The organism is Pseudomonas sp. NPDC090208 (assembly GCF_044746785.1).
In the GTDB taxonomy this organism is placed as follows: Bacteria; Pseudomonadota; Gammaproteobacteria; order Pseudomonadales; family Pseudomonadaceae; genus Aquipseudomonas.
The window spans coordinates 334470-349093 of sequence record NZ_JBIVCU010000003.1; the positions used below are offsets into that span (position 1 = coordinate 334470).

At 54.1% G+C, this 14624-nt stretch carries 5 protein-coding genes; 3 read left to right on the forward strand and 2 right to left on the reverse strand.

From position 1 onward, the window contains the following. Window positions 1–163: 163 nt before the first annotated feature. The gene (locus ACIPL0_RS07295) at window positions 164–2146 is read left to right on the forward strand and encodes an ATP-binding protein (RefSeq protein ID WP_400731494.1); all 1983 of its coding nucleotides are present in this window, start codon (window positions 164–166) and stop codon (window positions 2144–2146) included. Between the two features lie 861 nt (window positions 2147–3007). Here the strand turns inward: ACIPL0_RS07295 and ACIPL0_RS07300 are convergent. Both ACIPL0_RS07300 and ACIPL0_RS07305 read right to left on the reverse strand, forming a co-directional pair. Continuing rightward, window positions 3008–4792, reverse strand: a complete 1785-nt coding sequence (locus ACIPL0_RS07300) for a UvrD-helicase domain-containing protein (protein WP_400731495.1) — start codon at window positions 4790–4792, stop codon at window positions 3008–3010. Further along, a complete protein-coding gene (locus ACIPL0_RS07305) occupies window positions 4789–6927 on the reverse strand; it encodes an AAA family ATPase (RefSeq protein WP_400731496.1) in 2139 nt (712 codons plus the stop codon). Before ACIPL0_RS07305 ends, ACIPL0_RS07300 begins: the two co-directional genes overlap by 4 nt. Window positions 6928–7266: 339 nt before the next feature. On the opposite strand from ACIPL0_RS07305, the gene ACIPL0_RS07310 reads away from it, so the two are divergent. Continuing rightward, the gene (locus tag ACIPL0_RS07310) at window positions 7267–7737 is read left to right on the forward strand and encodes a hypothetical protein (RefSeq protein WP_400731497.1); all 471 of its coding nucleotides are present in this window, start codon (window positions 7267–7269) and stop codon (window positions 7735–7737) included. A gap of 513 nt (window positions 7738–8250) precedes the next feature. Continuing rightward, window positions 8251–14622, forward strand: a complete 6372-nt coding sequence (locus ACIPL0_RS07315) for a hypothetical protein (RefSeq protein WP_400731498.1) — start codon at window positions 8251–8253, stop codon at window positions 14620–14622. Window positions 14623–14624: the final 2 nt, after the last annotated feature.

Sequence of the window (14624 nt, forward strand, 5' to 3'; positions counted from 1 at the left end):
TGCCGTGGCGGCTGTGTCAACCAAGGAAGGAGCGCACTAAGTCTTGGTTTGATCTCGTGAAAACCAGCTCTGGATGCAGCGAGACCGGCCGTTGCTGTAGGATTACGGGCGTTTGTCTGACCCGGGTAATTATTATGGAAATACCCCTTCATGGAGGAAAGCGATGTCTGAGCAAACCCGTCACCAGTCGTTGTTTGAGGAAGACTACCTTCTTCGTGAGCTCGGCCCGGTTGCTCATGTCCCCCAGGTGGCGTTGACCGAGCTGGTGGCGAATGCCTGGGATGCAGGGGCCAGCAAGGTCGATCTGTTTCTCCCAACCGAGCCGGGCGGCACACTCATCGTAGTTGATGATGGTCACGGGATGACCGCCCAGCAGTTCAGCAAGCGTTGGATGACCCTACGGTATGACCGCCTGAAACACCAGAGCTCCAAGGTCGAATTTCCCAAAGGGAGAAATGCCAAACTCAGGAAGGCTTACGGGCGCAACGGGGTGGGTCGACATGGGCTGCTCTGTTTCGGTGATCAGTACCAGGTCGAAACCTGGCGTGACGGCAAGCTCTGCACATTCGTAGTGGGGACAGAGTCTGGGCCCAGTCCGTTTGTTGTGCGCTCGGAAGAGTTTGGCGAGCGGGAAGGATCTGGCACCCGGCTCTCCGTTTCCGTCACCCGGAAGCGACCCGATATTAAAGAGATCGTGACAGTGCTTGCCGCCCGATTCGTCCATGATCCGGCATTTCAGATCCGCGTGAATGGGGTGCCGCTGACGTTGGCGAAGCTTGAGCAGCACGCTCGAACCCACCTCCTTGAATTGAGCGAAGGCCGTAGTGCAAAAGTCATCGTCATCGACTCCACACAGCAGAATCATTCGTCCATTCATCAAGGCGTTGCGTTCTGGGTTGAGAATCGGCTCGTAGGCGACCCCTCATGGGTGATTGGCCAGGTCGCAAACTTCGATGGTCGTACACGTTTCGCAAAACGCTACAAAGTCATTGTGGACACTCAAGGATTTGAGGGGCAGGTATTCCAAGATTGGACAGGGTTTCAGTCAACGCCGGCCGTTGAAGAATTGTTCAAGGCAGCAGCGGACTGCATCAACCAGGTTGCGAATGAGCTGGCTAACGAGGTTGTGGAAGCAGCCTCCGAGGATGCATTGGTACAGAACCGTTCTGAGCTTAAAACCTTGGGGCAGGGCGCTCAGCTGGAAGTGACTGAGTTCACCAAAGCCGTCGCTCAGGCGCACCCGCTGATCTCACCAGACTTTCTTGCCACAGCAGTGAAGGCGGTGATCAACCTGGAGAAATCCAAGAGTGGGGCGTCCTTGCTCACCAAGCTGGCCAACCTGCCCGCGTCCGACATCGAGGGGCTGGATTCGCTCCTGGCAGACTGGTCGGTCAAGGATGCTCTGAAGGTGTTGGACGAAATTGATGACCGGCTCAGTGTCATCGAAGCCATCAGCAGGCTAGCGGAGGATCCGGCGACCGATGAACTCCACACACTGCACCCGCTGATCCTGCGCTCCCGCTGGTTGTTCGGGCCTGAATTCGAGTCAATGGAGTACTGCTCGAACATGACGCTCAAAAGCGTCGCGAAACAGCTCTGGAGGAATGCAGACGCTTCATTCATCAACGAGCGTAAACGTCCTGATGTCGTGGTACTGCCAGACCGATCCACCGTTCAGTTGGTGGGCATCGAAAAGTTCGACCCGCAGGACACCTCGCTGGCTCAGATGCAAAACATCCTTCTGATTGAGCTTAAAAAGGGTGGGTTCAAACTCAATCGCAAAGAGGTTAACCAGGCTGACGAATACGTTCAGGACATCGCAAACTCGGGCTATGTCAGCGGTTCGCCATTCATTACCGCCTGGGTAGTGGGGCAGTCGGTGGCAGCAGGGGTGGCCACCACCAAGACCGTTGGGGAAGAAAAACACACCTACGGACAGGTCCGCGCCACCACATACGGCACCTTGGTTAGCACAGCAAACTTGCGGCTTATGCGTCTGCGGCAAACGCTGGAAGACCGGTATGACAACCTCAAAACAGACGCGCTTCTCCTGAAGGTACTGGCGACTCAAGAGCAGGCGAGCTTCGACCTGGATGCCGCGCCGACAACTGATACAACGGGTTCCACTATGGAAGAGGCAGTTTGAACCGATTGGCCATCGAGCCTAGCGCTTAATTGATGCTTACTTTATGAAGTCAATTTTGGGCGATCCCCCAAGGAGTATCAATGACCTGGTCGCCCACAAAATAGAGGGCGATGCACCTGACTATTTGAAGGGATGCCCGTTCGCCAAGTTCTCACCGAGTTTAGGCGTACAGCGAACGACTCCAGACGCTCCCGGACTTCCCGGTTAATCGGCAACTCAATCTGCGCATGCTTCTTGAGCAACGCCAAAGGCGGGAACAACGGGAAAGGTACAGTCGGCTTAACCATTGAGATCCAATCGTTGAAGAAGGATTCAGAGCATGATTGGGACTCTGGCTTTCAAGTCTGAAGAATCGATTGGCAAATCGGGCTGGCAATCCGTGGCAAATCCCGGTTTTCAGGTAAAGGTGACAGCATGCCAACTTATGCGTACGGATATATAATTTAACAAGTGGGCGATGTCAGATGTTCATAAGCTGCTCGTAACCCATATCCGTTGGTCTAAATGCACAAAAAAGAATGCACTTGTTCATCGATTAATGTTCATGGCGAAGTTTTCAGCCTGTCTGGTCGATCCGACCTTTGGGAGCTCTTAAGCAATGGATGGTGGCTTAGGTCTGATGCAATATCGTCTAACAAAAAAAGAAAGGTTACGGCATCAAGCTCAGGTTTCGAGACAGGATCGTTACTGACTTACAGTGTCGGGTAGTAGAAGAAGCTGACCTTCTTGTTCTAACAGCACGGGTGGAAGAGCACCCCGTCGTCGGTCGACGAGAGTGATCGTCCAGCCACGTGTTAAATCTTTGGGCCCGCGGGGCACCTCACTGCTGGCAACCCCATTTTGCAATGGTGGCAGAAAATCTTAATGCGGATCGTAGTCGAAGCGGCAAGATGCGAGTGATACGGTAGGATCATACTCTCCAAAACGTCCTCTGCTTCGTCCCTTTTCCGAGAGCAGATGCAGGTGTTTACGTGCGCGGGAGCTCAATACATAGAGGAGTTTCTTCGCAGCAACCTGTCCATTAGGATCGTTGAAGTGCGGCACCATACCTTCCAACAGGCCAAAGGCGATGACAACGTCGAACTCGGCGCCCTTGACGCCATGGATGGTGGAAACCGTAATTCCGGTTCGTTCACGAAACACTTTCTTGAAGAATGAGACGTGATTGATATAGCTCGCTCCATCCCTCTGCAATCTCTCTATTCTTGCGGTCGAGCTACTGAAAAATGCCTCTCGTTGAGTCGAAAGCTGTGGAAAGACGTCTTGGGTAATACCTAATCTCGAAAGCAGGTCGGTGAATGCGTGGTCCAGATAGCGGAGCCCATCCGTTTCATCGAGTATGAGTGCGTTGCTTTCCCGCAATAAAGCGCGGGGGGAGAGTCGCGTTGTGTCGACGCCGAAGCTATCGAGGTCTGTGATCACGTCGCGTGCCCAGCGCATTCGTCTGACGAGCAATCTCGGGGAAGACTCCGTCAGCAAGATCTTGGAGAGCTTGAACCAAAAGTTATCGATGTTAGTGCTGAAGGGGACAAGACCAGGGCCGTCAAATTGCTGGTTGGGCAGCATCGCAACCAATTTGCGCGTCGTTGAGGCCAGTAAGACCCACTGTGGTGCAAGAACGCAGATGTTTTCAGGTGATTGGCCCTCGGCAAGGCTTGCTTGAATCAACCTGACGATCTCGTCATGCACATTGCTACAAGGCACGGCCTGGTTGTAGGTTACCCGACTGGGAAACATGGCATCTTTCCCTACACCGTTGATATTTGTCGGATGTACCTTGTAGTTCGAAAAGTAGCTGATAATTCGCTTACTGGACCGATAATTGAGACTGAGCGCCAACTCCTTGATTGGGATCCCTGCTCTAGTGCGGAAATCCTCCACCGACATCGCGTAGCCACCCAGCGTGCCATAGATGGCCTGATTGGGGTCACCGACGATGAGTGTCTTAGTTTGTCCGCAGCCCGCACGAAGAATGGACGTCACGAGACTGTACTGAATCTGTTTGGTGTCCTGATACTCATCCACGAGGATGTAGGAAAACATACGTGAGAGCAGGACCGCGATGTGCGCTTTGGCCCGCATCAAAGAGTAGGCATGCCAAAGGATCAATTCGAAGTCGATCTGTCGATTCGCCGAAAGCTCCTGGAAGTACGCTTTCAGAACCTGTTGAATCGCAGGGTGCTTTCGACTGTCTGGACAGCCAAGCTGATAGCCCGTCTCGGTGACGTAATAATCGCAATCCCAGTGAGTGACACCTTTATATGGTGCGCATAGCCTCTCCAGTAGACGCTCGCGATCATGCGTGTCGATCACGCGGTAACCCTGAGCCAGGTCAGATGAATAAATGCCGTATGGTTTGAGGATCCATTCAAGGCAGAACGCATGGATCGTACCGATCCATAGGCATGAGGTGTCGACTCCCAGGTCCTCGATACGTTCTTGAATCTCATCGGCGGCGCGATGGGTGTAGGTAATTGCTACAACCATGCGCTTGTCAGTACGGCGAGATAGCTCGTAGGCAATCTTGTAGGTCAGGGTGCGTGTTTTACCGCTGCCAGGGCATGCAATCAGGAAGATGCTCGACGGCTCGATCACAGCTGCCGCCTGCTCAGGATTGAGGTCGTTGGGATCCCAGGTGAACATCATTGGATTTCCGCAAGGAAGGCGTTGACGGCATCCCCAGGTAGCATGAGGTCGATCAATGCTTTGATTGTTTCCAAGTCTATATGTCCGCGTACATAGCGATCTACTTCATACAGAAATGCCTTTTTTATCGAAGGGTCCACTGGGTTAGATCCGAACCGACATTCCGCGCGATATTGGAAGACTCGGGCAAGAAGCGGGAGGGGGAACGTGCCATGTGCGAAATGAATGGCTTGCAGGATGTAGCCTGGGATCTGGACTTCGGGAGTAATGTATTCAGCGAGCAAGAGAGCGAACCATCCTTTGCCTTCCTGTTTGGCCATCGTCAACGTCCGTCTGCCCATTTGGCTCAAATGCTCCGATTGGAGCTGCTGCTTCGCTAGCTCCCTGGTTTCATCGTCCTTGTAGACTTTTGGAAGGGTTTGAACGACGGCCTCATGGTTGCCGGCAGCGACAAAGTCGACCTCGAAGGTATGTTTGGCGTAGAAGGTTTCGAGCCATGGATTTCCCGCAGTGAATGCCGTCAAATCGGCCTGCCGTTCTAAACCGGCTTTCTGTGACCCAGCGGCTTTGGCTTTTCTCTTCGTCATGGCTTCTGTATCAGTTGCCTGAATGGTGATGTCGAAGAACGCCTGGTCCAGGTCCGTGACAATGGCGCATCGCTTTCGAATGCGCAGGTTGTGGAACAGGACGGCTACGTTTTTGAAGCCTGTACTACGAATGTTGATGACGCTGATGCCCAACTCGTCAACGCTTACTCCCAGCACCTGCTTAAGGAGGATTGGTATTAGAATTTCCTCCACATCACCTTCGACGAGTATCACACTTTTGGCGAAGAGCAAGTTGCTACGCACCGCATCCAGGTAGCGCTGGATGCTGTTGATCTGGGCGGCTTCTAGGCCTTTGGCAGGCTGGTAGGCCTCACAGAGCGCACCGTGACGTCCCAGGATGTTGACGTTGCTAACATTGCTCACTTCGGAGATGTGAGTGGAGTGGGTGGTGTAGATGATCTGCGCGTCGCTGTACGCGATGCGGTCAAACAGAGTTTTCTGGATGTGGGTATGGATGTGCGCTTCTGGTTCCTCGATCAGGAGGAAGTTGGCCATGGCCATCTTTTCGCGTTGGTACTTGAACTCGAGCAGCTTTAGCGTCAGGTAAATGAGATTGGCTCCGCCCAGGCTCAACTCATGAATCGCGCCTTCATACCCCTCTTCTGATTCACCCACGAAAAGCCTAAGAGACTGGAAAAGCTTATCGGCTTCTTCCGGCAGATCGGATTTGATCGAGAGAGACGCTGGCGAGTAGGTTTCACCCGCGGCATCCTTGATGGTCTCACGAATATGATTACGAACCGACTGAACGTCCTCCAGATCCTCGATGGAAGTGTTGAGTTCGCGGACCATCTCGGTAATGGGGTCTATCGAGGCGGGGTTGATTTGTCCACTCTTGCTCTTGAGTAGGGTAAGCAATGGGTTCGTACGGTTGTTGTGGAACTCGGCAACCACGTCTCGCAAAGCCTGGATGAAGGTCAGCGATACCTCCTTGGTAACGGAGAGAAAGCCGGGCACCTTCGCCCCGATTTCTGGATACTCCGTTTCTGATGAAAAATCACACAGCTCGAAATCGCCAACGAGTTCTTTGTAGACTTTTGGGTCGCTGAAGTCAGCTTCGCTTCGTCCCGTGAAAATCGTTTCGTAGTCATTGATCGTAATCGTGCTGCGGACTTGCGCTAGCTCGTCTTGATCCCAGACATTGAGCGCAGCGAATTTCGATCGAATTTCTTTTTTTGGGCGGAAAATGAGGTTGTAGGTCGCCTTACGAACGGCAGGCTCGTCCAGCACTGCTGCACCGTGGAGGAACAGGGCCTGCACGGATTCGTCGGTGCTGATATCTTCAAACTCCACACTAATGATGATCCAGTGACCCTGCCATTGGCCGAGTGAGCGGCTGAAGTCAGACTCTTCCAGGCGGTAGGCAGACCGCACCATCGTATCGTCGAGCAGAAGGCGGATTGCTCGCAGGATGTTCGACTTGCCGGAGCCGTTCTCTCCGATGATGGTGTTCACTCCCTTGTGAAACCGGAGAGACGAGTTCTTGAAGTTCCTATAGTTGACCAGGGTTAATTTGGAAATGTGCATGTTTCTCCGGCCTGCCGCTCCCTGAGCAGCCTTGGTTAATCGCAGGCGATCATAACGCACTGGATCCAATGCCACGACTGGTGTGATGACTTGGGTGGGCTACGCTTGGATCGGAATAGGGCGGGGCGGTTTGGTGATTTGCTTGAACTCTCGCAAGCCATTACGTCATTTGGTGATGAGCTCCACTGATGAGGTCAGTGTTTTGTCCGTCGGGCGGCTACGCTGGCTTGATCCAAGAGGGGAGGCAACGCATGGCATTCCCATGAGTGTTACGTCGGTTACTGCAAGAACAAGCTCGGTAGACTCCACACATGTGCTCAGACCCTATGAGGAGCTGCAATGCGTAAAGGTGAGATATCGACCGAGCTATCATTGCTCGCGCTTGACTTCTTCTACTGGTTCTCTCGATTTGAGTTCTGTCTCAAAGAGAACGGGTACCTCAAATCCGAAATTACTGGGCAAAAAGCTGAGCCAGGCTGGGATAAATTTGTGGAGCGCCATGCTAGAACCTATGTGCTAACTGCTGAGGCAGCAGAGCTTCTCGCTGCACCACCTGATCGGCAGGTGGTTGGGGATGGATTGGCTTTGGAGTGGGTGCCAGTTGGATTTCACAACTGTAGTTCTGATCTAGCAAAAGTTGTCCGAGCGGTGAAAACCGTTCGCAACAATCTTTTTCATGGAGGTAAGCATGGCGCTGCTGGCTGGGACAGCCCTCAGCGTACGCATTCTCTCATCACATGGAGCACAGCCGTATTGGAGAGTTTGGTGGAGCTCGGTGACTTCCGAGGTGATTACGAAAGGCTTTATTGACTCGCAATCAGCAGCGGTGGTGACCGAATCAGATTTTGGTGATCGAAAGCGCAAGGAGACGAGGGTATTTCCGACTCAGCTTGCTGCCATGCGGAAGCCTGATATGACACGAGCGAAGGATAGTTGAGTAGGAGGGACAGGATGACGTCTGGAGTGGTCCCCTGACGTCGGCCGATAATATAGAGGCCCAGCGGGCAGGGGGGGACTAACACACTCGCAGTAACGCCCCCTGGCGTAATGGCGCAAACCACCGAAATGAAAAACAGGCAAGCCCGCGATGCACGGATCAAGGCCGCGCGCCATATTCTGGGTATGGAAGTCTGCGACTCGTGAGAAGTGCTCCATGGCTGGGCATTTTGCCGTGTAGGGGAGGCACTGTAACGATGTCACAGTGCTGTGAAGCATTGACGGTTGCTAAAGCGTGCGAAGAAAATGCTGATCAACACACTACCTACCTGCGACCGCACCGGTGGTGGATGTTGGGTGATCAATTAATGGATGCAAGGAACGCAAGTGAGTGATTTCAGAGGAGCTCGAGGTTCCAACACCGGCGACGACTTCCACGAATTATGGGCCGCCCGACATGCTATCCGCCTTCTAGACGACCGTGATCCGCTTCAAGCGTTGACTGTAGAAGGGATTGCCCCAAGTGACGAGGTTGGGTCATCCCCTTCTACGTGGGATGGCGTGGACTGCGCATTGTACGAAGGCGGCGGCGACGCAAAGGAAGCTGATCGTATATTGCTGGAGCAACTGAAGTATTCCGCCGCGAATCCTCGCAGTTCGTGGACTGTCGCACGTATGGTGAGCGGCGATAAGCGCGAGGACAGCGTCCTGAATCGCTTGGCAAAAGCCTGGGCTGGGATACAAGCCCTGGAGCCAAAAGGAACAGTTGAAGTATCACTGGTAACCAATCAGCCGATCGCGGCTGAGTTAATAGCTGTTACAGCAAAACTCGCAACAGGTAGCGTATCCGCGCCACGGAAACGACCTGGAAAGGATGAGCCGGACGAGCGAAAAATGGCGTTCGCCGCCGGACTGTCCAAATCTGTGTTGCCCAAGTTTGCAAAGACGCTTCGATTCAATGGTGGGGCAGGATCGCGCTTCGCGATTGAGAAAAAGCTGCTCGCTGATATTTCTGGATGGACAGATCTCGAGTTACAAGCGCCAGTCTCTAATCTTCGCCAGTTCATTCGTCAACGCATGCGCCCTGAATTCGCGGGTGAGTTAATAACGAAGGAGTCAGTTTTACTCGAACTTGGCGTCTCTACGATGGGCGCATTGTTCCCTTGCCCACCTGTCCTTGAACGAGTTGATACACCGGTGCCACGGAGCAGCGTCGCTGACATCGCGAGCGAGATCGCTGCTGGCAAACAGCGAGTCTGTCTACACGGTCCTGGAGGGGTCGGCAAGACGACTGCGCTCCAGCAAATTGAGGCGCTGCTCCCGCCTCACTCGATTATGGTGACTTACGATTGTTATGGAGCTGGCACCTATCTAGATGCAGCTACCTTGCGTCATCGACATGTGGACGCGTTTTTACAGCTGTCCAATGAGCTTGCCACGAGGCTACGGCTGCCAATTTTGCTGAGTCGTCACCAGCTGTCAGACCCTCCGCGCCTGTTTTCGAATCGCCTGGGCCACGCAGCCCAGGCGCACGCGTCTGAGTATCCCGACGCGCTGATTGTCATTGCCGTTGACGCCGCCGACAATGCCGTTACGGCTGCGACAACACGGAAACCGCCTGAAGCTTGCTTTGTACACGACTTCTTGCAGCTGGGTGACTTGCCGCCCAATGTCCGGTTTATCGTTACGGCAAGAACAGGCCGTCTCGCTGAACTCGCCCTACCGTCTAGTTATAAACGTGCAGAGATCCAGCCATTTACCCGTCAAGAAACTGAAATCAATGTACGGCGGAAGTGGGCGGCAACAGATGATTGGATCGATGCGTTTCATAGGCTGACGATGGGTGTACCGCGAGTCCAAGCGTATGCGATGGATCTGGGCGATGCGCCTCCGGATAAAGCGATTGATCGCCTCTTGCCCGCGGGCAGGTCACTGGATCAAGTATTTCGCGAGCAGTTTGAGCGAGCCCTAGGGAAAAACGGAATCGCAACAGACCTTCCAAGGTTTTGTGCGGGGCTCATTGCTCTTGCGCGGCCGGTACCGATAGAGGATCTCAGTAAGATCATTGGTATCCCGGTGCCAGCGCTAATTGACATCTGCACCGACATGGCCCCAGCGATTCGGCTCACTGGAAACACTGTCGGCTTTGCGGACGAAGACTTCGAGCACTTCGTCCGCGAAGCGGGGGAGGCAATGCTAAGCGAAGTAACCCAAAGCGCTGCTGATTGGCTGTTGAGCCGCTGCGAAAGCGATTCTTACGCTGCGCAGCACGTCGCAGGTGTACTCGCTGCGTCTGGCTTGGGCAATAAGCTGCTTGATCTCGTTGAACGCGAGCCTTCGCCGGCTGCAATTGATGATCCGGTGAAGCGGCGCGAAGCGGAACTTACGCGCCTAAGGTTAGCTATCTCCTTCTGTCGGGGGGCGGGCGATAGTGAGCGCGCGCTGCGCTTCGTACTCATCGGAGGCGAAGGGCTCAAGACTGAGCGCGCGCTACGGACACTCCTGTCTAATAATCCAGACCTTGCGGTACGGTTTGCTGCTGACACTGCAGGAAGGCTCGTCCTTACCGATCCGAAACAAATTGGGTACCACGGCGCTTTCCTGCTCCACAAACAAGTGATTGACTCGCTCAACGGTGATCAAATTTCGTTGCATGAAGGGCAGCGATTGATCGAAGCGTGGATGGCGGTACGTAAAGCCCACATTCAAAATACCGAGCATTGCGATTGGCGGCTTGAGGTCACAGACGTTGCAGCTAGCGTTGAAGCAGCGCTTCGCAGCAATGGGCCAGAGTCTGCTTTGCAGTCGCTGTGGAAATGGAAGCCAAAGCGGGTTCGACTGCTGGTGGCGCGATACCTTATTCCGCGGCTGATTGCGCAAGATGGCTTGGGTCTGCTTGAGGGGATACTTGACACACATCATCTCAAACCCTGGGAAGAGCTTTTTGTACTCGTGCCCTTGGCGGTTTCCGGTGCTCCCCTTGATAACAAAAGGCTCGCGGGCAGCCTGAGAGCTTTTTGCAGGCGCTGGATGTTATCTCCCAAGCGTCAGAATGCACGCAGTCTGCTGGAAAGCTTGTGGTCATGGATGATGGATGTGGCCATGACATCTTGTGAGCTTCTTGCTGCAGACCCGCTATATGCGACTGATGTAGATGGTTTCTTGGATGTTGTACTTTTGCCTGAGAACCGGAGAGTCGACAAGGTTCATACCAGTAACACACGTCATATGGATCTACTTCTTCGAGCGCACGCACTCCGAGCGGCCCGTACCGGCGAGAAGTTGAAACCTGACGACCTCTACGAGACCCGGCCCGAGCCCGCGGAGAAAAAGGACCGCCGCGATACCCATTACCAAGAGAAGGCAGATCGTAAGCTAAACGAGCTCACCAGTATGCTGTATCCCATCTATGCGGCGACTGCAATAGCGATGTCCGGGAAGAGTGACGACACAATCGCCAATGTTCTTGAACAAGCGACGAGGCACAAAGAGAGCAGCACATGGCGTCTCGCGCGCGATCACAGTGCCAGTGCGCTTGCCATGGCAGCCGCTCGTTGCGCGCTATTGCTAGTAGGCCGTAAATTAGACCCAGATTTCGTTCTACGCATCGCTAAGCGAATTCATGGTAGGTGGGGAGCCTCCGATTTGCAGCCGGATCTAGAGTTTGCTGAGCGTATGATGTTGCGCCCAGAGCTGCGGACCGCACTTGTCCTTGATATTGACGCAGCAGCTTCAGCTATCCGCACCCAACGCATTGGCGCCCGAGACAAATCTCAAGCGCTTCTAACCTATTCACGCCTGCTCTTGCCGTTCAGTCCCGACGATGCGAATGCTGTTTTTCATGATGCAATTGACGCAGACAGTCAACTCGATCGTGAAATCGTGGCGCAATTACGCTTGCTCGGGCAACTTTTCAAGCGAGTCACTGGTGACGTCGAGGACAGGAGAGTCGTCGCCCGTGATCTTTGTGAGGTGCTGGTTGATGCCGCCGTCCGTCTCGACGGTGATGACAACCTGCCCTGGAAAGAAGTTATGGAAACTGTTGCGGCTTTAGACCTTCCTCTCGCGCTCGCAAACACAGCGAGGTGGCAAGATGCCAATCTCGTCGACTTTTCACAAACACTGGGCCCGGTCCTCAAATCCGGCCTTAGCGAGGGGACATTAGATCCAGCTGCAGCAATGGCATTGGAGTTGATGCTGCCCGGCGATCATGCAATCGCTGATGCAGCATTGGACCACGTCGCCGATTGCGTTAGCTCAGGATCTTATCTTGAGGAAGCGGCGTGGAACGCATTAGTCCGCCACAACGAACGTGATAACAGCAAGCTGCTCAAGAGTCGTGAGATGGCAAAGTGGTCGGGGCAATGGAGCAGGGCACTCCGGGAGCGACAGGAATTTCTTGAAAGTATGGAGGAGACAGCCTCTTCTCTGCCCGCGATCACTAAAGTGGCGACAATAAGGCCTGAAGTTCGCTCCACAACGACTTGGACCCGGGATAACCTGCTCAACGGAGAGTACTTTGCCAATGCTTTGACAACTGCGCTTCAGACTGCACGTACTGAAGATAGATATGTTTCTCTATCGGATCTGATTGCAACAGCTGCGGAGCGCGTTGAGATACGTGACCGCTTGGCTTTTCTCAAGGTATTACGATACCTAAAGGTTCGAGAGGGTGCGAGCGTGGTCGAAATGATGCTGCTGATGCTCGACCAATGGAATACACCGGCCATTCGAAGATGGGCTGCGTCGGAATTGCCCGAAGTTATCGTGGAACGCCTTCCCGATTTTGCCAGATACATCGGACACGGCGAAACGTCGCTCCCTAAGGCATTGAAGTGGACTGGTTTGGGCAACGATGAAGTAGCAAATTTGCTTTTGCGTGGTGTGGAGCAACATGGGCAAATGTTCGACGGAGAACAAGTCTTTGCTTTGGCGGGGCTAATTGCAGAGCATTTGGATCCGCACCCATCGTCTGTCATTGGGGTCTGGTACGCAAATCGTCTCGCGGAACGTGTCTCACCCGAAGATCGAGACCAAACTTGGCAACCGCAGGATGTACCCGTAAGCGTTCCAGCATCGGTGGCGCGTTTCCTCTATGCATGCTTGGGCGACTATGACGTGCGAGTGCGATGGCGCGCAGCTCATGGGATAAGGCGGTTGGCCAGACTTGATGCTGCCGAGGAACTGAAAGCGCTTATCGACGAATACGGCCGACGGGATGAGTCAATCTTCCGGTCATCCCACCTCGACTTCTTCTGGATCGCCGCGCGGATGTGGTTTGTGATTGCATGGGATCGCATTGCAGCTGAGCGGGTAGAGATAGGTGCTCAGGGAGGGGCACTATTGCTCGCCATCGCCTTGGATCAGACTTTTCCACACCTGCTCCTTATCTCATTTGCGCGCGATGCTTGCCTCAAACTGGTAGAAGGGGGTGCCTTTGCGCTTGATCCTTCCCAAATGGAACAATTGAATGCTATCGGGCGATCAGCATTGACACCCCTGCCAAGGACGAGCAGCAGGCCATCTCGTGTCCGTAATCGCTCCGGGGAGCCCGAACGCCGCTTTCAGTTCGACCCCATGGATACGGTGCCTTATTGGTACGATCCGATGCTTGATAGCTTTGCCAATGTTTCCCAAGATCTGCTGCTGACTACGGCAGAGACCTGGATTATTGATCGCTGGGGTTATCCTGGCGAAATTCGATCGTACGAGGCGGAACGTAAGCAGGGACGTATCTCATCTCATGATTGGGCTCTCACGCGCAATGATCATGGTGCCAGTCCGACACTTGAGCGCCTGAGCACGCATCTCGAATGGCATGCGCTATGGTGTTCCCTTGGCGAGCTGCTACGAACCGAGCCGCTCGCCGAGGGAGAACACTCGGGCTGGAGTTCTCTGTCTAGTCGCGTTGAACGTCAAATGCTAACCCAGCCGCCGTGCTGGTCGGCAGACCTCTTGGGGCCGGTTCCGCTGCGGTCTGACTTCTGGCGAAAATCCGAGGAATCGCTAGCTGTTTGGGTGGAACAGGTTTCTGAGCTCAGGATGCGGAGCGAATTGATACCAACCGACTGTCCTGGCCACATTCTCGTCGGCGGTGAATGGCGGCTTACTAATGCCGATCGCGTTGAGACGCTTTCATTTTCAAGCGCTCTGGTTGAGAAGGCGCTTGCGGGATCTTTGATACGCGCCTTACAGACGATGGAAAGCTCGTGGGATTATTCGATTCCCACCGAGAGTGAGGACTCTTTCGACGGCGATGACGGCGATTATCAGATGATTCCCTGGCTAAGCCGACCGCATTCAGATGGCGGAGTCGACAGTCAAGATCCTTTGCGAGGCAACGCAACGCTTGTGAGCTGGATGCCAGCGAACTGGATAATTGGCCAATGCGGACTGGAACGTGATCCGGATGGCGGGAATGCCTGGTCGTTACCCGGACGGGCACCAATGTTTCGCTACGACGTCTGGGGTGACCGTGAGACGGACGAAAATCACTACCAATCAAACCCTTCGAGCTCGGGATGCAGATTGCTGACCGAGCGTAATCAGTTAAGAGCGCTCCTGCAGAATGAGGGAGTGGAGCTTGTCATCGTTGTGGAGGTCAGACGTGAAGGACGCAGCAGTAGACGAGGCTATGACTCGGAAGAGCAGAATCCCCAGGCCACGTACGCTCGGGTCTACAGACTCGACGGAGAAGGGCGGCTCTATACCGCCGAAGGGCGTATTGGATCTTGGGAGAGCGATTGTCCATCAGCTTGAAA

What these genes read in the sequence shown, in the direction of transcription:
- ACIPL0_RS07295 (WP_400731494.1), top strand. Translation starts at nt 164, where the DNA reads ATGTCTGAGCAAACCCGTCACCAGTCGTTGTTTGAGGAAGACTACCTT.
- ACIPL0_RS07300 (WP_400731495.1), bottom strand. Translation starts at nt 4,792, where the DNA reads ATGATGTTCACCTGGGATCCCAACGACCTCAATCCTGAGCAGGCGGCA.
- ACIPL0_RS07305 (WP_400731496.1), bottom strand. Translation starts at nt 6,927, where the DNA reads ATGCACATTTCCAAATTAACCCTGGTCAACTATAGGAACTTCAAGAAC.
- ACIPL0_RS07310 (WP_400731497.1), top strand. Translation starts at nt 7,267, where the DNA reads ATGCGTAAAGGTGAGATATCGACCGAGCTATCATTGCTCGCGCTTGAC.